The organism is Terriglobus albidus (assembly GCF_025685425.1).
Taxonomy (GTDB): Bacteria; Acidobacteriota; Terriglobia; order Terriglobales; family Acidobacteriaceae; genus Terriglobus; species Terriglobus albidus.
In genome coordinates this window covers 464,536-484,382 of sequence record NZ_JAGTAS010000057.1, presented here as the reverse complement: position 1 = coordinate 484,382, position 19,847 = coordinate 464,536, and the positions used below count along the sequence as shown (strand labels likewise).

The following is a 19,847-nucleotide window of genomic DNA, read 5'->3' as shown; positions in this document are numbered from 1 at the left end:
TTTTGAGGTGATGTAATGCAAGAGGGATTGAATGGCTTTCCGCACTGGATGCTGAAGGAAATCTTCGAGCAGCCCGATGCGCTGGACCGTACTCTGGCGGCCTATGGAGCGAGCGTCCTTGCGCCCGTCCAGCAGTGGCTTGAGGGTGTGCAGGAAATTGTAATTGCTGCGAGCGGTTCCAGCCGGCATGCGGGCCTGGTGGCCGAGCTGATTCTGGAAGACCGTGCCGGTATCCATGTGGATGTGGAGTATGCCAGCGAATACGTCTACCGCAGCGAAGCACGCCTCAAGCAAGCAGCCGTGATCGTCGTTTCGCAGTCGGGAGAGACCGCCGACACGCTGGCGGCGCTGCGCAAAGCCAGGGAGATGGGGCAGAAGACGCTTGCGATTACGAATGTCGCAACCTCATCGATGGCGCGCGAGGCCGATGTGGCGCTGACCACGCAGGCGGGTGTCGAGAAGGCGATTCCGGCGACCAAGAGCTTCACCACCCAGCTTCTGCTGCTGGCAGTGCTGGCGGAGCAGGCAGCCGCACAGCGCGGCCTGCCGGCGATCGGTCTGGAAAAGGCTGTGCCGCAGATCATTACCCAGATGCGGGCATGGCTGCCGCGTTGGCAGCAGGTAGTCGCCGTGGCCGCAGGCCGCTTGCAGGCGGCAGAGACCTTCCTCTTCCTTGGCCGCGGTGTTCATTACGCGATTGCCCGTGAAGGCGCTCTGAAGCTGAAGGAGAGCAGCTATATCCATGCGGAAGGCTACCCCAGCGGAGAGCTGAAGCACGGCCCCAATGCGCTGGTAGGCAGTAAGACTCCTCTGGTGATGGTGGCAACCGTGGACCACAACGACGCCGAGAGCGTGCTGCGCTATGAGAAGGTCATGCAGTTGATGCAGGACATGCGTGCGCAGGGAGCTCCGATTCTGGCGATTGCCAATGAAGGAGACGTGCAGGCGGCCGCGTTGGCTGATGCCATTGTGGAGGTGCCGGCAGCGCCGGAACATCTTCTGCCGATTCTTGAAGTGGTGCCGCTGCAGCTCTTCGCTTACTTCATGGCCATTGGACGCGGCATTGATGTGGACAAGCCGCGCAACCTTGTGAAGTCTGTGGTAGTTGAGTAGGTTCCTGCGGGCATGGTTTGTGCTTGCAGGCGTAAGTACGGCTGTGCTCTTCTGGTCGCTCAGAAGCATTCATGGGAGATGGTCCGCTGATGCAGTCTCGTCCTGTACGGCTTGAAGTCGCCGTGGACTCCACAACGTCGCTGAACGCCGCGCTCGAAGGAGGCGCCGATCGGATCGAGCTGTGCTCGGCTTTGGCCGATGGCGGACTCACGCCCAGTATCGGCTTCATCGGCGCCGCTCTACAGGTCAGTGAAGTGCCGGTGCATGTCATGATTCGTCCGCGCGCCGGCGACTTCCTTTATACCGAGGAAGAGCTGACGGTCATGCGGATGGATATTGAAGGCTGCAAAGAAGTCGGCGCTCACGGCGTCGTCTTCGGTCTCCTGATGAAGAACCATACCGTCGACGTAAAGCGCACGCTGGAGCTGGTGGAGCGGGCGCGGCCGATGAAGGTGGTTTTTCATCGTGCCTTCGATGTCACGGCAGATCTGGAAGAGGCGCTTGAAGATCTGATTCAGTGCGGTGTGGACGAGGTGCTGACCTCCGGTGGAGATGACTCTCTGGAGCATGGCCAGCAGATGGTGTCGTCGCTGGTGCGGCAGTCGGCGGGGCGCATTCGGATTATGGGGGGCGCCGGTGTGACGGTACGCAACGCCAGGCAGCTTTGGGATGCGACCGGTGTCGACTGGTTGCATGGATCCTTCCGCGGCGAGGCCATAGCCGGCAGCAGGCTGGCCATGGGAGATGAAGAACGCGAGCTGGTGCGTATTACTTCGCGGGAAGATGTGGCGCGCGTCAAACATTTACTGACAATGGAGCGGCAGCCTGCCGTGTAAAATCTGCAATACACGCGAGCAACTGTGCCGAGTGATCTTCGCAGGGCGTGCCCTGCGTTTTTAGAGAATCGACGCAGTGAAATGTTCGGGAAGCGCGGTGAGATTCCGCCACTGCCCCGCAACTGTAGACGCACGTCACTCCCCCGAGCGCACTCCTTTGGAGCGTTACTTCAGGGGAGGGATGATCAGTAGCCGGCTATTTCTCACTGTTCTTCAGGACGGGAAGGGAACGCCAAAGAATGGCTGCTGGAATGCGTAAAGTCAGGAGACCGGTTTCACTGTGACCAGCCAACGTTCCGAGGGGGAACGGAGGAGTCTTATGAGTATTCCTGCAGGCCGTTTTCGAGCGGCCATCCTAGCCATACTGTTATCTGCTTCCGCGGCACATGCTGTTGTTGTGCGCGGACGTGTAACCAATCAACTGGGCGCCGGCGTGAGTGGTGCACGATTGCAGCTTTTGCTGGGCAATAGTGTCGTTGCTATCGGTGTAAGCGGACCTGAAGGCGAGTATGAGCTGCGTAGCTCAGAAGGTGGCCGCTTTCTGCTCCTGACCTCCAGCCAGGGCTTTGCGACGACACCGTCACGCAGCTTTTACGGCGGACGGCTGGACCTCGTACAGCAGGATGTCACGCTGCGTCTCGATGAGCGCAAGGATGAAATCACCGTGACGGCCACCGGTTTGCCGACAACGCTTTCCCAGACCAGTTCTTCGGTGAGCCTGATTCAGCCGGACGCCCTGTGGCCTCGCTATGGCGTCAGCGAAGAGCTTCGCCTCATGCCAGGCGTGCAGATTGTTCAGAGCGGACAGATGGGCGGACAGACCTCGCAGTTCGTGCGCGGCGGTCAGTCGGATGGCAACCGTGTCACCATCGACGGTATTCCCGCCGAAGATATGGGAGGCCGTTTCGATTACGGCAACCTGTCGAGCTTCGCGTTGGATACCATCGAAGTTCACCGCGGTCCGGACAGCGTTACGGTAGGCGCGGGCGCGACGGCGAGCGCAGTGCGCCTGGCGACGCAGCAGGGAACGACGATTCGTCCCATCCTGCGTTACACCGGAGATGCCGGAAACTTTCACACCTGGCGGAACGAAGGAGATCTGAGCGGCTCTGCGCGTAAGCTCGATTACCTGCTCGGTTTTTCGCGCGTAGATTCTTCGAATGCCCTTCCTGGGAACCGCTATCACAATGCAACTTCGGCGGCGAACCTCGGCTTTGCGCTCAATGCTAAGACCTCGTTGCGCTTTACATTGCGCAATACCGATGCAGCGGTGGGTGTGCCGAATGCGCATGACTTCTATGGCATCTCTGATAACGTCAAGCAGGCCGATCAGATTCTGATCTCTGGTGCGGCTCTGGATTTTCAGGCAACCAGCGCATGGCACAACCTGGTGCGCTATGGTGTCACGCGCAAGCGGGAACAAGTATTCCAGTTCTCTCCTGTCGGTACTCCGATTACGAGCTTCGGCTTCACGACCTACTACGGTCGTCCCGTGACGATCACTGGAGCGAATGGATATTCAGTGAGCGGCCAGGCGGCGCTGGATTTCGGTCTTCCCTATCCCACGCGTTCTGACCAGGTAAGCAACCGCGACCAGCTCTACTATCAGACCGACTATCGCTTCTCGCAGCACCTGGCGGTGCTGGGCGCCTTCCGCTATGAGGACGAGCGCGGCATCTACAAGAACTCAGCCTACGGCACGTTCAACAAGGCGGACCGTGGCAACTATGGCTATACGCTACAGATGCAGGGCGACTTTGCCAGCCGTGTCTTCTACTCCTTCGGTGGAGAGCTTGAGAAGAACGCGCTCTTCGGCCTGGAAGGCGTGCCGAAGCTGGGCATTGCCTGGTACCCCATCGCTCCGGGAAATGGGTTCGCGCACGGCACCAAATTACGCTTTAACTTCTCCAAGGGCGTGCAGGAGCCGACTCTGACCGAGCAGTTCTCTTCGCTGTATTCGCTGCTGCTCAGCTCCGGTAATTCGGCGGCGATCAACACCTATCACGTCACTCCGATGAATGCGTTGCGTTCGCGGAGCTATGAGGGAGGTTTGGAGCAGAGCCTGTTGAGCCAGCGCGGCATCGTGAAGCTCGGCTACTTCCACACGCAGTTCGATCGGCAGATCGAATATGTGGACGCGGGTACGCTGATCAATATCTTTCATATTCCATCGAGCATTGCGTATTCCATCTTCGGCGCTGACCTGAACTCGTTGGCATATCGCGCCCAGGGACTCGAAGCAGAGAGTGAATGGCGGCTGACAAAGCACTGGTTTGCACGCGGAGGATATACGTACCTCGATGCCGAGGTGCAGCGTTCTCTTTCGGGTGATGCGGTCTCGGGCGGACTGGCGGCCACGAATCCGAACTTCCCGGGAATCGCGATTGGAAGCACCTCTCCCCTGGTAGGGCAGCGTCCCTTCCGGCGTCCTACACACTCGGGCTTCTTCGCGGTGCAGTGGACAGCGAGCAAGTGGTCCGCGGCGCTGAAGGGTGCGCTCGTGGGACGCAGCGATGATTCCACCTTTCTTTCATACTCCGACATCAGCGGTGGAAATACGCTGTTGCTGCCGAACAAGAATCTCGACTATGCCTACCAGCGGCTGGATGCGAATCTCGCGTATCAGTGGAAGCCGAGTATGTCGATCTTCACGCAGCTCGACAATCTGACCAGTCAGCAGCGTACAGGACCGATCGGTTATCCGGGGCTTCCGTTTACCTTCCGTGCCGGCATCAAGCTGAGGTTGGTGCGGGAGTAAGACAGTGTTAGATCAACACGCGATTAGCAAAAAGCCCTTCCGTTCGGAAGGGCTTTTTGCTGCCAGGGAAAACACAAGCATTAGAGCATTTTTCCTGTTGCTGGGTACCCCGGAAGAGGAGTGCAGCGCGTTTTCATTCCGGAAAAATGCCCATGGATGCGGAAGCCCTACACTACGCCTACAGGGAAAATACTCTAGCGAATGTGGTATACGACACCGACGTTGAGACTGTATGGGGTGAAAGTCAGGTCCGGGCCTTTGCCGCCAGAGATCAAGATGTGCTGAGAGTTGAATTCTGCGCGAGCGGCGAACCTGCTGACGATGGGAACGTCAATACCACCGCCCAGAATGTAAGAAACTCCCGAGTCGTCGATACCCGGTGATTTTTCTTTTACGGAGCCGATGCCCATATCGGCGACACCATAGGGGCGAAGACGCCAGAACTGGCGAAAACGGAGATCAATGCCACCGCCGAAGAAGGGTTCATCCACGACAGCACCAGTTGAGTGGATGTACCGGACATTGATGCCCGGCTGAAACATTCCGAAATACCGGAACATGTAGTCTCCGCCGAGAGTATAGAGATTATTTTGGGCGGAGCCGAAGTCTGTGCGTGCGCGCCCATAGGTGAAAAATGCATCGATGTCGCCACCCCGTTTGTAGCCGGCGGGGATGGCTTGTGCATTGCTGTGGGGGGAGGAAATAGAAAGAATCGAGATAGCGGCTAGTACAGCTACAGCCAGTTTCGTTCGAACGTACATTGAAGGACTCCGAAAAAAAGACAAATTTGGTCCAACGACAAGAACAGCAGGTTAGAGATTCGATAGCAGTTGAAAATACGCTGCTGGATACGATGTTCTAACAACGCCGGGGGGCCGGTTGCAGCTCAACAGTCGGATAACAGGGCGGACTGAATCAGTCCGTGGGGACCTGCTCTCTCTATTGGAAGAGATTTTTCTTCGGAGTGCAAGAATAAAGTATTGAAAAAATAGGGTCTTCTCTTGCGCCGCCTTAGACGTCGCGCAGGATTTGAAGCGCATATCAATGATTTTTTTAGGGGAACAGTTTGTTCATCGAACCGTAATACAGGTATGCTGAATCTACACAACAACAGCAGCATAAGACGGAGACGACTTTCTACATGTCAGCCGCAATCATCGCATTCCGGGAATATCCCGGCGCTTGTCTGGCCCCTCAGGCCGGCATGACGGCGTGCTGTTGTTCTTAGGGATCCTGTTCCTTTTTCACTCGAAAAACGTAGCAAAAGTCAGTTAAACGCATCAACAGACGCCAAACGTAGTTGTTTCACTACCTCAGGAGCCAGTCATGCGCATTGCCCGCTTCTTCCGAAGCTTCGTTGCACCTCTCTTTGTGTTGTTGTTGACGGTGTCTCTGTCAGCACAGACCTTCCGCGGCGGTATCGCCGGGACGGTTCTCGACAGCACCGGCGCGGTTGTTCCGCACGCCAAGATCACACTGCTCGGCCAGGACACCGGCCTGACGCGTGAGACCGAGTCCACCGGCGACGGAACCTATTCCTTCCAGGATCTTCCACTCGGTAAGTACAGCATCACGATCAGCGCGCCGGGGTTTTCGGAGACGAAGATCACTGACGTCGAAACCCGTCCCGGCGAAGTGTACGCACTCTCTCCCAAGCTTTCGGTAGCCACCAATAATCTGGTGGTTGAAGTGAACGCGGCCGATGTTGCTATCGACACAGTCTCCTCGACAAATACATCTGTTGTGAACTCTCGCGCTGTTGCGAACATTCCGTTGAACGGCCGCGACTTCACGCAGTTGATTAAGATCACCCCTGGCGTCAATGGCGCCGGTTCCATCAACGGTGCACGTACCAACCAGAACAACTGGCAGATCGATGGTGTCGATAACAACGACATCTTCCACAACTCAACGGGTTCGAATCAGGGTGGTGTCTCCGGTGTAGCCGGTGTAACGCTGCCCATCGAAGCAATCGACCAGTTCTCCGTTCAGTCCCAGGGCAATGCAGAAGTGGGACGCAATGGTGGCGGCGCAATCAACATGGTCGTGAAGAGTGGTACAAACCTCTTCCACGGAAGCGCCTACTATTACCTGCGCAACGAGTACTTCGCTGCCAAGAGCCAGATGCTTGGCGATGCAGTTCGTAAGCCGAAGATCCGCAACAACCAGTTCGGCGGATCGCTCGGCGGACCCATCAAGAGAGACAAGCTCTTCTTCTTTGTTAACTATGAGCGTCAGAAGTACATTATCGGCGCCAGCGGTGCAGCGACCGAGCCGACCGATCAGTGGGTGAATCAGGCTACCGCGCTGCTGAACAAGCACAACGTGCCGGTCAACCAGACGTTCGTGAATGTGCTGCAGGCCCTCTGGCCTCGTGGAAACAAGCCGGGCGCTGCGACCGTCGGTAATTACGTTGACCCGCGTCCTCAGAGCGGTTATAGCGACAACAGCGTCGGCAAGATCGATTGGAACATCAACTCCAAGCAGACCCTTTCGGTTCGTGCCTTCATCGGTACCGGCCGCCAGCTCGGCCTCACCGATCCTCCGATCTGGGAGTACTACCAGGTAGCTCCGACTCACGTTCATAACTACGCGGTTACGCACAACTGGATGCTGACCGACCACCTCTCGAATCAGGCGCTGATCGGCGTCAACTACTTCGGACAGACGTTCAATGACAACGTTCACAACCAGAACATTCCGGCTCTAGGATTCAATACCGGTGTAACGAATCCGTCTTTGTACGGTGCTCCTAACATCAAAATCACTGGATTTGACAACGTTGGACCTACGCCTCCGCTCGGCCGTCAAGACTACACCGGTCACGTCACCGATACGGCAACATTGGTTTGGGGTAAGCATCAGTTCCGTTTCGGCGGTGAATTCCGTCGCAACTACATGAACCTGCTCTACCAACGCAGCGTTCGTGGTTCGTACGCTTTTGACGGCACGTCGTCTGCTACTCAGACAGCCGCTTGCGCTCCTACCTGCTCGCAGTACACTTCCGAAGGCGATGCCAATACCCGTGCACTTGCAGACTTTCTGGCTGGTTATGCGGCGAATGGCAGCATTGTCCGCGGTCAGCTGCAGCGTGATGTTTGGGTCAACCAGTGGGATATCTTCGCCCAGGATCAGTATCAGGTCTCTCCGGCGCTGACACTGAACTATGGCGTACGTTGGGATTACTCCGGCCCGGTCTACTCGACTAACGGCACGTTCTCCAACTTCAACCCAAATGCAGCGTCCGGCTTCTCGATCGTGGGTCAGGATATCGATACCCTCTATCCCCGCCGCTACACCAATGTCTCGCCCCGCTTCGGCTTCAGTTCCAAGGTCTCTAACAAGCTTGTCGTGCGTGGTACGTATGGTCTGTTCTTCGATCTGCCTAACCTGAATGGCTTCTTTGACAACCGTCCTGGCAACAACGCGGCTGTCGGCGTTCAGGCGAACAACACGGGCGCCAGCCCGGTCTTCACCGCTTCGAAGACGACGGCCTTCACGATTGCAACGGGTGTTGATCCTCTGCCTTCTGCAGCGACTTCAGCATTCGGTGTTGCAACGGTCTCGAAGGACTTCAAGAACGCCTACCTGCAGAACTACAACCTCAATCTGGAGTATCAGCTGAGCCGCAACACTGTAGCTCAGGTTGGCTACGTAGGGTCAGTCGGACGTCACCTGTTCAACCTGCGTGACATCAACCAGGCCCAGCCTTCTCCCACTCCCAGCGCCTCGGTGGACGCCACTACTGGTGCTCCTTGCAGCAGTTCATCGACCAGCTGCGTCACCTATCAGCAGTACTCTCGCCCGTACTTCAAGCAATTCAAGCTGTTTACGGCGATCAATCAGTTTGAGTCGTCGGGTAATTCCAATTACAGCTCGCTACAGGCGTCTGTTCGCACCAGCAACTTCCACAATCTGACGGCCCAGGCGTCCTACACCTACGGCCACGCTCTGGACAATGTCTCCGGTACCCGTAACTTCGCTCCGCAGAATTCGCTGAATCTGCCGGCGGAATATGGCACTGCCGACTTCGACATCAAGCACACTTTCAATGGCTATGTCGTTTACTCGATTCCGACGTTCTCGAACAACCTGAAGGCACTGAGCTCGGGATGGGAAGTGAACTCGTTCATGACCTTCTTCTCGGGTTCGGCTCTGACTCCGAAGGCCGGCAGCAATCGCAGCGGTACAGGAGAGAACCAGGACCGTGCAACATTGGTCGGCGATCCTTACAACACCAACCGCGCGGTTACAGCGGCGACGTCCAGCACCGCCAACAAGACGGTTCAGTGGCTCTCGGCTTCAGCGTTTACGCTGCCAGCTGCAGGGACCTTCAGCCCGACTCCTCGCGGTTCCGTTCGTGGACCCGGCTTTGGTACCGTGGATGCTTCGGTCGTGAAGAATACGACGCTGCACGAAAACGTCCGTCTGCAGCTCCGTGCAGAGATGTTCAACATCTTCAACCGTCTGAACCTCGCTAAGCCCAGCGTCTCCAATCCGACGTCCTCCAACTTCGGCAAGTCGACCACCACGGTGGGCGATGCCGCCGGTGCTCCTGGACTTGGTTCGGGTGAGCCGTTCAACATGCAGTTTGCGGCGAAGATCGTCTTCTAACACTGCAACTGCCAACAAGTTGCGAAGGGCCGGAGGATTCTCCGGCCCTTCGTGCGTTTGTATCTTTTTCTCGATATCACGCGTCTTATAAGCCGCAGGAGGTTCGCCATGCGTTGGTTACGATTCGCGCTGATCAGAGTATTGAGCGCTACGGCGGTATTGACCGTTACGGCGGTCGCACAGGTAGAAGGGCCGGTCTCGACATCGGCCCTGGTGCGCGTTGAGGATAAGCGTGGCCCGGAAGCTCCGCGTATTGATATCTCTCAGGTCAAGGTGAAGTTTGGCAATGACGATCGTCGCATCACCGCGTGGAATCCTGTCCTTAGCGGCTCAGGGCATGGGCAGGGAACAGGTGTGGAACTGGCAATTCTGATCGATGATGGTCTGCAGAGCAGTTTCGGCCGCATGCTGGGCGATATTCAGAGTTTTATTCAATCACTACCTCAGGATGTGGCCGTGACGGTCGGCTATATGCAGAACGGCCGTGTCATCACCGAGCAGGGATTCACCACAGAACACGATGCCGCGGCTAAGGCTGTCCGGCTGCCAACTGCCCAACCGGGAGCGAGCGCCAGTCCGTACTTCTGTCTCTCGGACTTTGTAAAGAAGTGGCAACCCGACGGCAAGGCGCATATCGTTCTGATGATCACCAGCGGTGTCGATCCTTATAACGGCAGCACGAGTCCGCTGAATCAGAGCAGTCCGTATGTCGACGCAGCCAAGGGCGATGCGCAGCGTGCCGGTGTGGCGGTTTACTCCATCTACTTTACCGGCGCGGCGCTGCGGGGTATGCAGGCCTCCTTTAGTGGCCAGAACTACCTCACTGACGTCGCTGCCGCCACGGGCGGAACAGCCTACTATCTTGGAACCGGAAATCCGCCCAGCTTTGGCCCGTTCCTCAAGCAGTTTAGTGATGCGCTGTACGACACCTACCGTGTGGAATTCGAAGGTGGGGGCAAAGGTCTGCAACGCTTCCATGTCTCCGTCGAGGGTGCGAAGGTGAGTGGGCCGATGATGGTGCAGGCTTCGCCGCGATAAGGCAAGGGACGGTCATTGTCATCAAACTGTGGTCCATTTTTCCGGACGCAGTAGTCTAAGGAGACTGGAGTTCTCCTTTTGACCGCAGATATGACCATGAAGGCCCTTGTTGTCGACAGCTTTGAAACCGGAGCATTCCGGATCGCCGAAGTCCCTCAACCCAGGATTGGTGACCATGACGTCTTGGTTCGTGTTCATGCCAGTGGCGTAAACCCCATCGACAGCAAGATCCGTACCGGTAAGGCTCCACATGGCGGGATGACAGCGCCGTGCATTCTGGGTACGGATATGGCCGGCGTGGTGGAGGCGGTCGGTATCGGTGTCTCTGAGTTTGAAGTAGGCGACGAAGTGTACGGTCTTGCCGGAGGAGCCGGCGGCATCCAGGGATCACTGGCGGAGTACATGGCCGTCGATGCGGACCTGATTGCTCCGAAGCCAAAGAGCCTGACTATGCGGGAGGCGGCTAGTCTGCCCCTGGTCTCGCTTACAGCGTATGAAGGCCTCGCGGACCGTGCGCAGGTGCAGGCTGGGGATCGCGTCCTCGTCACAGGCGGTGCGGGTGGTGTCGGTCATATTGTTGTACAGATGGCCGTCTCCGCGGGAGCCAAAGTCTTTGCGACAGTCTCGGACGGTAAGGCAGAGATCGTTCGAAGCTATGGTGCAACGCCTATCGATCGCGATGAGCCGGTGGAACAGTATGTACAGCGCTACACCGGCGGTGTCGGGTTCGATGTCGGTTATGACACGGTTGGCGGCAAACCGCTGGATGACTGCATGGCCGCGATTCGCAACTACGGACGTGTAGCCAGTTGCTATGGATGGGGAGCGCATGACTTGAAAGCGCTCTCACGTCGCGGCGCCAGCTACTCAGGTGTTTTCGTCCTGCTGCCACTGCTTACCAGGGAGCGCCGCGGTCATCACGGGTGGATCCTGCGAGAAGTGACTCGCATGGTGGAGCAGGGCAAGCTGCGGCCCATGGTTGACGAGCGTCGCTTTACCTTTGAAACCGCACTCGAAGCGCATGAACTCGTCGAGAGCGGCAAGGCGAAGGGGAAGATTGTGATTGATGTGATCTAGAGGCTCTAACAGATTCATCCCTTGTTCGGGTGCCCCACCCTCGGGCCCCCAACCGAACTCCGTTCGGTCGGGTGAACGCTCGCAACGCTAGGGTGGGTTCGATGGCACGAGACTCTAAACGACGAGAGGGATGGTATTAGCTTAACCGCTTCTACATCTCGGGAAAGGGAACTAGGCCTCGAACGACCGGATCCAGATGCCCGGTGAGCGTGGACTTGCAACGTGACCGCTGCGCTGGAAGAAAACAGGGGAAAGAGCGCAAGGATTGAGGAACATGGAGATGTGAGTGACGGTTGCCTTCCCCATCATTGTGCCAATCCTGGTTTACCGCTTTGTAAAGCTCCCAACCAGGATTGCGGCAGTCCCAAAAAGGGTTAGCAACATATAGAGTGCGGCTATGACGAAGAACAGAATCTTTGTCCTAGGCCACACCTTTGCGGGCATCTGGTCGACGAGTTTGTCGCGAAACGTGCTGTTTAGCCGCTCGGGAAATGCATCCGGGTCTCCCGAAAATTTATGTTGCGAGGCAATCCACGTGCCACGAATGTTTGCAATGAGCAGGACGCAGGCAACAAATGCCAGAAACCCTGGGAACTGGCCAAGGAAGAGTCCGAGAGCCTGGTTGAGTGCATAAGCCAGTGCTACAAATACAGCTGCTGGAGTACTGTGTTCGCGAACTCCAATTCCGCCTAATAGAAAGAATGCAAAGGAGAGCAGGGCGAGGATCCAATGTCTTTGGACAGACAGTGCGACCAGGGAGATTATCGCTACAACAGCGCATATCCAAAATCCCTGTTGCCCGAGTGTATCGGCCTCTCCTGCGTGGTCACTCGGCCAGAAAAGGCGCTGGAAGATATTGTCCTGCTTTTCTGCAGGCTCGCTCAGCCCTAGATATCCCATGAAGCTTTGTAGCACGGGACATCCGGTGCACAAATAGAAATTTGTCAAAAGCAGAACGGACCCGGAAATCGGAGCCGTTCTGCTTGCGCCACAACGCGTGTTCGCCCCTCGGCGCAGGACTTGGTACATGTCGTCCATACCCCTGGTTATCGACAGTCCGACCAGCCCGTCTCGGTGCTCATCAATACCGCTGCGGTCTCTGGTTACTCGTTGTTTGAGGCTCAGCGCCGTCCAATTCTCGAAGGTAAGATTGGTGTGCCCGCTCTTTCGGCAAAACAACATTCGATCCCAGCGGTTGAATCCGACAAAGGTTCGAACAGAGTGAGTGCTGGCTGTCACGAGGTGGAACTGTGTTACGTGGTCCGATTTGCGAAAAGTCTTTGAAATGCGTGCCTTTCTCCCGGAACAGTTTGCTCGTGGCGATGCTGGCTGTCGGGGCAGTTACGTGCGTGAGTGGGCAGGAATCTGCCAAGAGTTTTGTGCTCGACCGCAACGATCGGGAAATCATAATTGAGCCGTACGGTGCGAACATCCTACGAATCACGTTGAGCAGCGTAAAGTCGGCTGCGTCAGCGTCCCCGGGAGCGGGCATCTCCGGGCAAAAAGACGCGGCAGGCTGGCGACATGTGACAGGGACGGACGGGTACGATGTATTCCAATCAGCACAATTAATAGTGAAGGTTGCGCCCGAAAATCTTCCCTCTCCACGCCCGATGCCTCTCGACCGTTTGAATCAGCAGCTGCGAGACAAGGTATTTTATGGCAACGGACGTGGACCCTATAACGATGCGATTTCGATCTCGACGGCAAATGGCAAACAGTTATTGAAGCTCGAAAAGTGGTCGATGGTCGCAGATAGCCAAAATCCAGCGACGCCAACGGACTATCGCATCTCCGCCACATTCGATGCGCCGCAGGATGAACACTACTATGGCCTGGGCCAACACCAGCAGGGCTTTCTGGATCTGCGCGATCACAGGATTCAGTGCTGGCATGACTATGGAGCCGTCTCTGGCGAGACAGTTTGCGTGCCGTTCATGGTTTCAAGCCGAGGCTATGGATTGGTATGGGATAACCCATCGAAGACAACCATTGATCTTGGGTTCAACCAGCAAAATGTGTGGTCCTCCGAAAAGGGTGACCGTGTTTCGTTCTTTGTTATCGCCGGAGAGAATAGTGACGAGATCTATTCGGGATACCGGGCGTTGACAGGTGTCACGCACTTATTGCCAAAAGCAGCCTACGGCTTCATCCAAAGTAAAGCGATCTATCCCACGCAGTCAGAGCTGGAGGCGGTCGCGAAAGGATATCGCGATCGGAATCTGCCGCTCGATGTGCTTGTGGTGGATTTCCTCAACATGACGCGGCAGGGGGAAATGGATCTGGACCCCGCACGTTGGCCTGATCCTGCAGCCATGAACAAAAGGCTGCATACGGAAGGTGTGACAACGCTACTGAGTGTGTGGCCTCACTATTCAGAAGGCACCCGTTTTTATGACACGTTATTGAAGAAAGGGTGGCTGATCCACAAGGCCGATGGAACACCCGACCGAGGAGGATATACCAAGGAGATCGGGCCGAATCTGGATACTACGAACCCTGACGCGGCGAAGTGGTGGTGGGATCAGATCCGTGATCGCTACGTCAAGCCGTATGGCTTCGACTATATCTGGCTCGATGAGACTGAGCCGGATGTCGATCCTGAAAAGGACCTTTTTTACATCGGTTCGGGAAAGCAGAACTACAACGTGTACCCGTTGTTTCATACCGCTTCGGTGTATGACGGCTTCCGCCGAGATTTTGGAGACAGCCGCCGAGTCATGCTGCTGGCACGTGCAGCGTATCTCGGAGCACAACGGAACGGGACCGTATTCTGGTCGAGCGACATCGTTTCGACCTGGGACATGTTGAAGCGGTCCATCCCCGCAGGGCTCAATTTCACCGCGAGTGGCATGCCGTACTGGGATACGGACATCGCCGGTTTCTTCTCTCCGCAGCTTCCTTCCGGATATAAACCTGAGCATGCGCCGCTGATCGATCCTTCCGATGTTGAGGCGAATGTGGACCGTTACGCCGACTATCCAGAGTTATTTGTGCGGTGGTTTGAATGGGGTGTCTTTCAGCCGGTCATGCGTACTCATGGCGAGAGAATGCACAACGAGGTCTGGTCTTATGGCAAGCAGGCTGAGCCTATCCTCGAAAAATATCTCCGTCTGCGCTACCAGCTTCTGCCCTACATCTATTCGCTGGCCTATCAGACCTACCAGACAGGAGCTCCGTTTATGCGGGCCTTGTTTATGGACTTTCCGCGTGATCCAGCGGTTGCGGACATACGCGATGAGTATATGTTCGGTCCCGCGTTTCTCGTGGCTCCTGTATCTGAGCAGGGGGCAACAAGCAGGAGTGTGTATCTCCCAGCAGGCTGCGATTGGTACAACTACTGGACAAATGAGCGTATTAAGGGTGGGCAGGCGATTACGGTTGCCGCACCGATCGATACGATTCCATTGTTTGTGCGCGCGGGGTCGATCGTTCCTCTGGGATCTCCTATCCTGAGCACGCAAGACAAACAGTCCATTGCCGCAGTGAAGGTTTACCCGGGGAATGATGCCGACCTCACCCTCTTTTCTGATGACGGAATGACGTACTCCTATGAGAAGGGAAAGGGCGAGACTACGAAGCTGCACTGGGATGATACAAACGGCCGCCTTACGTATTCAGGCGCTAAGCCGTGGACTGAACCCGACGCACAGATCGTGTCCGTCGTGCACTAGGGAATGGCATCCAACTATTTCTCATAGATAAAAGAACACCCGGTGACTGGTGAAGAGGGAAGATCGTTCACCCATTTCGGGTGCCCCACCCTCGCAACGCTAGGGTGGGTTCGATGGCACTGAAGTCTAAACGACGATGGGAATGTCGTAACTCGACCATTGCCACATCTCGGCAGAGGGAACCAGACCTCGAACAACGGGGTTGTTATGTATGTAATCAATCTTTTCCCGAATCTTGGCCGTAGTTAACACATTGAAGTCGTAATAGCGGGGTAGCCAGAATGGTTTCTGCGAAGAACGCTTCGCGACTGAGACCTTGAGTGCCTGCATGAAGGTTCCATGATAACGGCAATGGTTCAGACGGCCGTTGCAAAAGTAGACATGTAAACGTGCCGGATAAGCGCATAAGCGACACGTAGCAATGTGTGGAAAGAGTGTGTGGTTATTTCATATTGCTATTGTTTGAAATACCTCCGGAATTCTGCAGGAATCTCGGGTCCCGACAAAATTCGGTTTCTTAGCATGAGGGACTTATATCTGGTTTCGTACAGTTCCCGTACCTCGGGTAATTGGTTTAGGGCGTCCCATATTATGTGCAATCGGTTGGGAATATTGGATTCCGGAAACATGTAATGCACTTGTAGTTCGGTCAGGGTACATAGGAGAATTCCGGAAGCCCGAGCAATATGCATCGTGAGAACCCGATGCCCTTCATCTTCGATTCGATCTCGCGCTTCGCGTGGGATACGATCTTTCCCGATGAACGGGAAGATTGCCTTTAGCCCTTCAAAAGTCACATGAGATAGTGCGGAATACTCACGCCAAAAACCATATGTCAGTTGACTTAGGAACAGCTTGTGTGGCGTGTTTGTAGGTTTGTTTCGGAGGTAAGCACCCAATGTCGGCCATGGCTTGGCCTGTCTGATTTCATCTTCGGTGAACCCGCATTGTCTCCACTCTATCGAGAGAGCGCGAATCTTCTGGTCGCAGTAGTTGATCCATCTACGATCGGTTCCATATCGGTTTTTATCTTCTTCTAATCCGTCTAAGATGTTGCGATAACCGATGGACCGAAATTGTTTGGCGCGCAAAGAGTCATCCAAGAGCGCAGTGATGTTGTAAAGGCCGTCAATCATCGAGCGGATTAAGGGTAAAAAGACGAATCCGTATCCTTGGCGGTAGGATGGATCTCCGTCTATCTTTTCGTCCGCGTTGAGATAGAAAAGAAGGTCACAGGTTGTTCGCATCTGTCGAAGCATCATTGCCAGGTCGTCATTTAAATACGGATGCGGCTTGACCTTAGCGGCTTCTCGCTCCAAGAGGTTGATCATGGTGGTCGAGAGGGAGCCTAGTTGCGTCTGAAACGTACTGGCGTCGATAACGATGAGGTCTTCACCCGTAGTGGTTTTGTAGGTTTCAGCTATTTTGCGTGCACGTTTTGTAGGCTCCACGTGGCCTTCCTTCTGTTGAAATAAGAACGGCCCCGGAAACCGGGGCCGTTCTGCTTGCGCCATAGGCGCGATTCGCCGTCCGCGTAGGACTTAGTACATGCCGTCCATGCCGCCGCCGTGGCTGTGGCCACCGGCAGCCGGAGCAGCCTTCTCGGGGATCTCGGAGATGAGAGCCTCGGTGGTCAGCAGCAGGCCACTGATGGAAGCCGCGTTCTGCAGAGCGGTGCGGGTTACCTTGGTCGGGTCGATGACGCCGGCGGCAACCAGGTCCTCGAAGACGCCGGTGGCTGCGTTGTAGCCCTGGTTGTCCTTGCCGTCCAGGATCTTGCCGACAACCACTGCACCCTCTTCGCCGGCGTTGCCGACGATCTGGCGCAGAGGCTCCTCGATAGCGCGACGGATGATGGTGGCGCCGATCTTCTCATCGCCCTCGAGGGTCTTGATCAGAGCGTCGACATCCTTGGCGCAGCGAACCAGGGCAACGCCGCCGCCCGGAACGATGCCTTCTTCCACGGCAGCGCGGGTTGCGTGCATAGCATCTTCCACGCGAGCCTTCTTCTCCTTCATCTCGGTCTCGGTGGCAGCACCGACCTTGATGACGGCAACGCCGCCAACCAGCTTGGCGAGGCGCTCCTGCAGCTTCTCGCGGTCGTAGTCGGAGGTGGTCTTCTCGACCTGCGCACGGATCTCGCGCACGCGGCCTTCGATCTCGTTGTCCTTACCCGCGCCGTCGACGATGGTGGTGTTGTCCTTGTCGACGGTCACGCGCTTGGCGGTGCCCAGGTCCTCGAGCTTCACACTCTCAAGCTTGATGCCGAGGTCTTCGGTGATGGCGCGGCCACCGGTTAGGATGGCGATATCGCCCAGCATGGCCTTGCGGCGGTCACCGAAGCCGGGCGCCTTGACGGCGGCGACGTTCAGCGTGCCACGCAGCTTGTTGACGACCAGGGTCGCCAGGGCCTCGCCGTCGACGTCCTCGGCGATGATGACCAGCGGCTTGCCGGTGCGGGCGATCTGCTCCAGCAGAGGCAGCAGGTCCTTCATCGTGGAGATCTTCTTCTCGTAGATGAGGATGTAGGGGTTCTCGAGTACGGCTTCCATGCGCTCTGCGTCGGTGACGAAGTAGGGCGAGAGATAGCCGCGGTCGAACTGCATGCCCTCAACCACGTCGAGCTGGGTCTCCATGGTCTTGGACTCTTCCACGGTGATCACGCCATCCTTGCCGACCTTCTGCATGGCGGCAGCAATGATGGAGCCGATCTGCGAGTCAGCGTTGGCGGAGATGGTGCCGACCTGAGCGATCATGTCGCCGGAGACCGGCTTCGACAGCTTGGCCAGGGCGCCTCCCTCAACCGAGCCGTCTTCCTTACGCTTGCCCACGATGGTCTCGACAGCTTTGTCGATGCCGCGCTTCAGAGCGGTGGGGTTCGCGCCGGCCGCAACGGTCTTCACGCCCTCACGATAGATGGCCTGCGCCAGAACAGTAGCGGTGGTGGTGCCGTCACCGGCAACGTCCGAGGTCTTCGAAGCGACTTCCTTGACGAGCTGGGCGCCGACGTTCTCGATCGGATCCTTGATCTCGATCTCCTTGGCAACCGTCACACCGTCCTTGGTGATGGTCGGGGAGCCGAACTTCTTCTCGATAACAACGTTGCGGCCCTTGGGGCCCAGGGTGACCTTCACTGCGTCGGCCAGCGTGTTCACGCCGCGCAGAATGGCCTGGCGGGAGTCTTCACCGTGCAGGATTTGCTTTGCCATATTCCTTTTCCTCTAGTTCGTTAGCCCGCAGAACGGGCGAGATAGGATTCGTCCATGCCCGACGAAAGGGCAGGGATACAACTCGATTGTGAGATTTACTTGACAATGCCGAGGACTTCTTCCTCGCGCATGATCAGGAACTCTTCTCCGTCGAGCTTGATCTCGGTGCCGGAGTACTTGCCGAAGAGGATCTTGTCGCCCACCTTCACATCAAGCGGGAAGACCTTGCCCTCATCGTTCGACTTGCCCTTGCCCACTGCAATAACCTCGCCCTGCGAGGGCTTTTCCTTCGCTGAATCGGGGATGATGATGCCGCCGCGCAGAGTCTCGCCCTCTTCTACGCGCTTGACCAGAATGCGGTCATGCAGCGGGGTAAACTTCGTCGATGCCATGTGTTGACTTCTCCTTGAAATGGTTGGTCCGGCGGAATTAGCACTCACGCCTTCCGATTGCTAAAGATATGCAAACCAGAATTCGAAGTCAAGCTGTGGAGATTAAATATGAGTGAAACGCGCTCATATTACTTCAGCGCTCATGGGCGGCGCTATCGAACGATATCCTCCCTCGTCATAGAGTGGCAGAAGTACAATAGCGTCAGCTTTTGAGGGGCTCCAGGATGCGGTTTGCAGGTGTTGTAGCGTTAGCGGCGGTAATGGCGGTTACGGGTGTAAGCAGCGCCCAGAGCAACAACCAGGACAACCGTGAAGATCGGCATGGGCGTAAGTACAAAGCGCCGCCGGAGACCTCGCGTATTGAAGTTCTGGTGGTGAAGGACTTCAACGGCAAGCCGATTCAGAATGCGGCGGTGATCTTCCGTCCCATGGAAGACGGTCAGCCGAACGGCAGCTATGAGGTGAAGACCGGCCCTGACGGTAAGGCAATGATCGATGTGATTCCGCGTGGAGCCACCGTAGTGCTGCAGGTGCTCGCAACCGGGTTTGCCAGCTACGCCAAGCAATACGAGATTGCGGAGGCGAATAAGGCCATCGAGGTTCGCGTCGTGCGTCCGCGGGAGCAGGTTTCGGCATATCAGGACAACGGCGACAAGGAGTCGCAGCGCAAGGCCGGCGTTCAGGAAGCGAATCGTCCGAAGGACAGCAAGACGAACAACAATTCGGATAACAAGACGAACAACACCTCTTCACCGAAGTAATCGCGAAGTGATCAAACGGGCCGCCCACGGGCGGCTCGTTTGCTTTGTTGCGATTAGAGCATTTTCCCTGTAGGTGTACGTAGGGCTCCTGTATCTATGGCGTTTTCCGCAATGAAAACGCCGCTGCACTCCTCTTACGGGATACCCAGCAACAGGGAAAAATGCGATTAGAGCATTTTCCCTGTAGGTGTAGCGTAGGGCTCCTGTATCTATGGGCGTTTTCCGCAATGAAAACGCCGCTGCACTCCTCTTCCGGGATACCCAGCAACAGGGAAGAATGCGATTAGAGCATTTTCCCTGTAGGTGTAGCGTAGGGCTCCTGTATCTATGGCGTTTTATGCAATGAAAACGCCGCTGCACTCCTCTTCCGATATG

14 protein-coding genes and 1 riboswitch are annotated in these 19,847 nt (G+C 56.4%); of the genes, 8 read left to right on the top strand and 6 right to left on the bottom strand.

Going from position 1 to position 19,847, the window contains the following annotated elements; genetic code table 11:
* The first annotated feature begins 15 nt into the window (after positions 1 to 15).
* From OHL21_RS18395 to OHL21_RS18385, 3 genes are all read left to right on the top strand, one after another.
* Complete coding sequence (locus tag OHL21_RS18395) at positions 16 to 1,113, top strand: SIS domain-containing protein (protein WP_263418751.1); 1,098 nt, start codon at positions 16 to 18, stop codon at positions 1,111 to 1,113.
* 89 nt (positions 1,114 to 1,202) lie between these two features.
* Positions 1,203 to 1,949 carry a copper homeostasis protein CutC gene (locus OHL21_RS18390; protein ID WP_263418750.1) on the top strand — a complete coding sequence of 249 codons (747 nt, stop codon included), beginning with the start codon at positions 1,203 to 1,205 and terminating at the stop codon, positions 1,947 to 1,949.
* A gap of 62 nt (positions 1,950 to 2,011) precedes the next feature.
* Positions 2,012 to 2,241, top strand: a riboswitch (cobalamin riboswitch).
* A gap of 27 nt (positions 2,242 to 2,268) precedes the next feature.
* Positions 2,269 to 4,707 carry a TonB-dependent receptor gene (locus OHL21_RS18385; RefSeq protein WP_263418749.1) on the top strand — a complete coding sequence of 813 codons (2,439 nt, stop codon included), beginning with the start codon at positions 2,269 to 2,271 and terminating at the stop codon, positions 4,705 to 4,707.
* A gap of 194 nt (positions 4,708 to 4,901) precedes the next feature.
* Here OHL21_RS18385 and OHL21_RS18380 read toward each other — a convergent pair whose 3' ends face one another.
* Positions 4,902 to 5,468 carry a porin family protein gene (locus OHL21_RS18380; protein WP_263418748.1) on the bottom strand — a complete coding sequence of 189 codons (567 nt, stop codon included), beginning with the start codon at positions 5,466 to 5,468 and terminating at the stop codon, positions 4,902 to 4,904.
* Between the two features lie 565 nt (positions 5,469 to 6,033).
* Between OHL21_RS18380 and OHL21_RS18375 the strand changes: the two genes are divergently transcribed.
* From OHL21_RS18375 to OHL21_RS18365, 3 genes are all read left to right on the top strand, one after another.
* Positions 6,034 to 9,321, top strand: coding sequence for a TonB-dependent receptor (locus OHL21_RS18375; RefSeq protein ID WP_263418747.1), 3,288 nt, complete (start codon positions 6,034 to 6,036; stop codon positions 9,319 to 9,321).
* Positions 9,322 to 9,429: 108 nt separating this feature from the next.
* Positions 9,430 to 10,359, top strand: coding sequence for a vWA domain-containing protein (locus OHL21_RS18370; RefSeq protein ID WP_263418746.1), 930 nt, complete (start codon positions 9,430 to 9,432; stop codon positions 10,357 to 10,359).
* A gap of 96 nt (positions 10,360 to 10,455) precedes the next feature.
* Positions 10,456 to 11,436, top strand: coding sequence for a zinc-dependent alcohol dehydrogenase family protein (locus OHL21_RS18365; protein WP_263418745.1), 981 nt, complete (start codon positions 10,456 to 10,458; stop codon positions 11,434 to 11,436).
* Between the two features lie 324 nt (positions 11,437 to 11,760).
* On the opposite strand, the gene OHL21_RS18360 is transcribed toward OHL21_RS18365, so the two are convergent.
* Positions 11,761 to 12,675, bottom strand: a complete 915-nt coding sequence (locus OHL21_RS18360) for a hypothetical protein (protein WP_263418744.1) — start codon at positions 12,673 to 12,675, stop codon at positions 11,761 to 11,763.
* Positions 12,676 to 13,010: 335 nt separating this feature from the next.
* Here OHL21_RS18360 and OHL21_RS18355 point away from each other — a divergent pair, with 335 nt between their 5' ends.
* Positions 13,011 to 15,110, top strand: coding sequence for a glycoside hydrolase family 31 protein (locus OHL21_RS18355; protein ID WP_263418743.1), 2,100 nt, complete (start codon positions 13,011 to 13,013; stop codon positions 15,108 to 15,110).
* A 126-nt stretch (positions 15,111 to 15,236) separates the two neighbouring features.
* On the opposite strand, the gene OHL21_RS18350 is transcribed toward OHL21_RS18355, so the two are convergent.
* The 4 genes from OHL21_RS18350 to OHL21_RS18335 all read right to left on the bottom strand — a co-directional run bounded on the left by OHL21_RS18350 (position 15,237) and on the right by OHL21_RS18335 (position 18,711).
* Positions 15,237 to 15,440: a hypothetical protein gene (locus tag OHL21_RS18350; protein ID WP_263418742.1), complete on the bottom strand. Its 204-nt coding sequence runs from the start codon at positions 15,438 to 15,440 to the stop codon at positions 15,237 to 15,239.
* Between the two features lie 125 nt (positions 15,441 to 15,565).
* Complete coding sequence (locus OHL21_RS18345; protein ID WP_263418741.1) at positions 15,566 to 16,624, bottom strand: hypothetical protein; 1,059 nt, start codon at positions 16,622 to 16,624, stop codon at positions 15,566 to 15,568.
* Positions 16,625 to 16,651: 27 nt separating this feature from the next.
* Positions 16,652 to 18,319, bottom strand: coding sequence for a chaperonin GroEL (groL, locus tag OHL21_RS18340; RefSeq protein WP_263418740.1), 1,668 nt, complete (start codon positions 18,317 to 18,319; stop codon positions 16,652 to 16,654).
* A 95-nt stretch (positions 18,320 to 18,414) separates the two neighbouring features.
* Positions 18,415 to 18,711 carry a co-chaperone GroES gene (locus tag OHL21_RS18335; protein ID WP_147648982.1) on the bottom strand — a complete coding sequence of 99 codons (297 nt, stop codon included), beginning with the start codon at positions 18,709 to 18,711 and terminating at the stop codon, positions 18,415 to 18,417.
* Between the two features lie 224 nt (positions 18,712 to 18,935).
* Between OHL21_RS18335 and OHL21_RS18330 the strand changes: the two genes are divergently transcribed.
* Positions 18,936 to 19,472: a carboxypeptidase-like regulatory domain-containing protein gene (locus tag OHL21_RS18330; RefSeq protein WP_263418739.1), complete on the top strand. Its 537-nt coding sequence runs from the start codon at positions 18,936 to 18,938 to the stop codon at positions 19,470 to 19,472.
* Positions 19,473 to 19,847 lie beyond the last annotated feature (375 nt).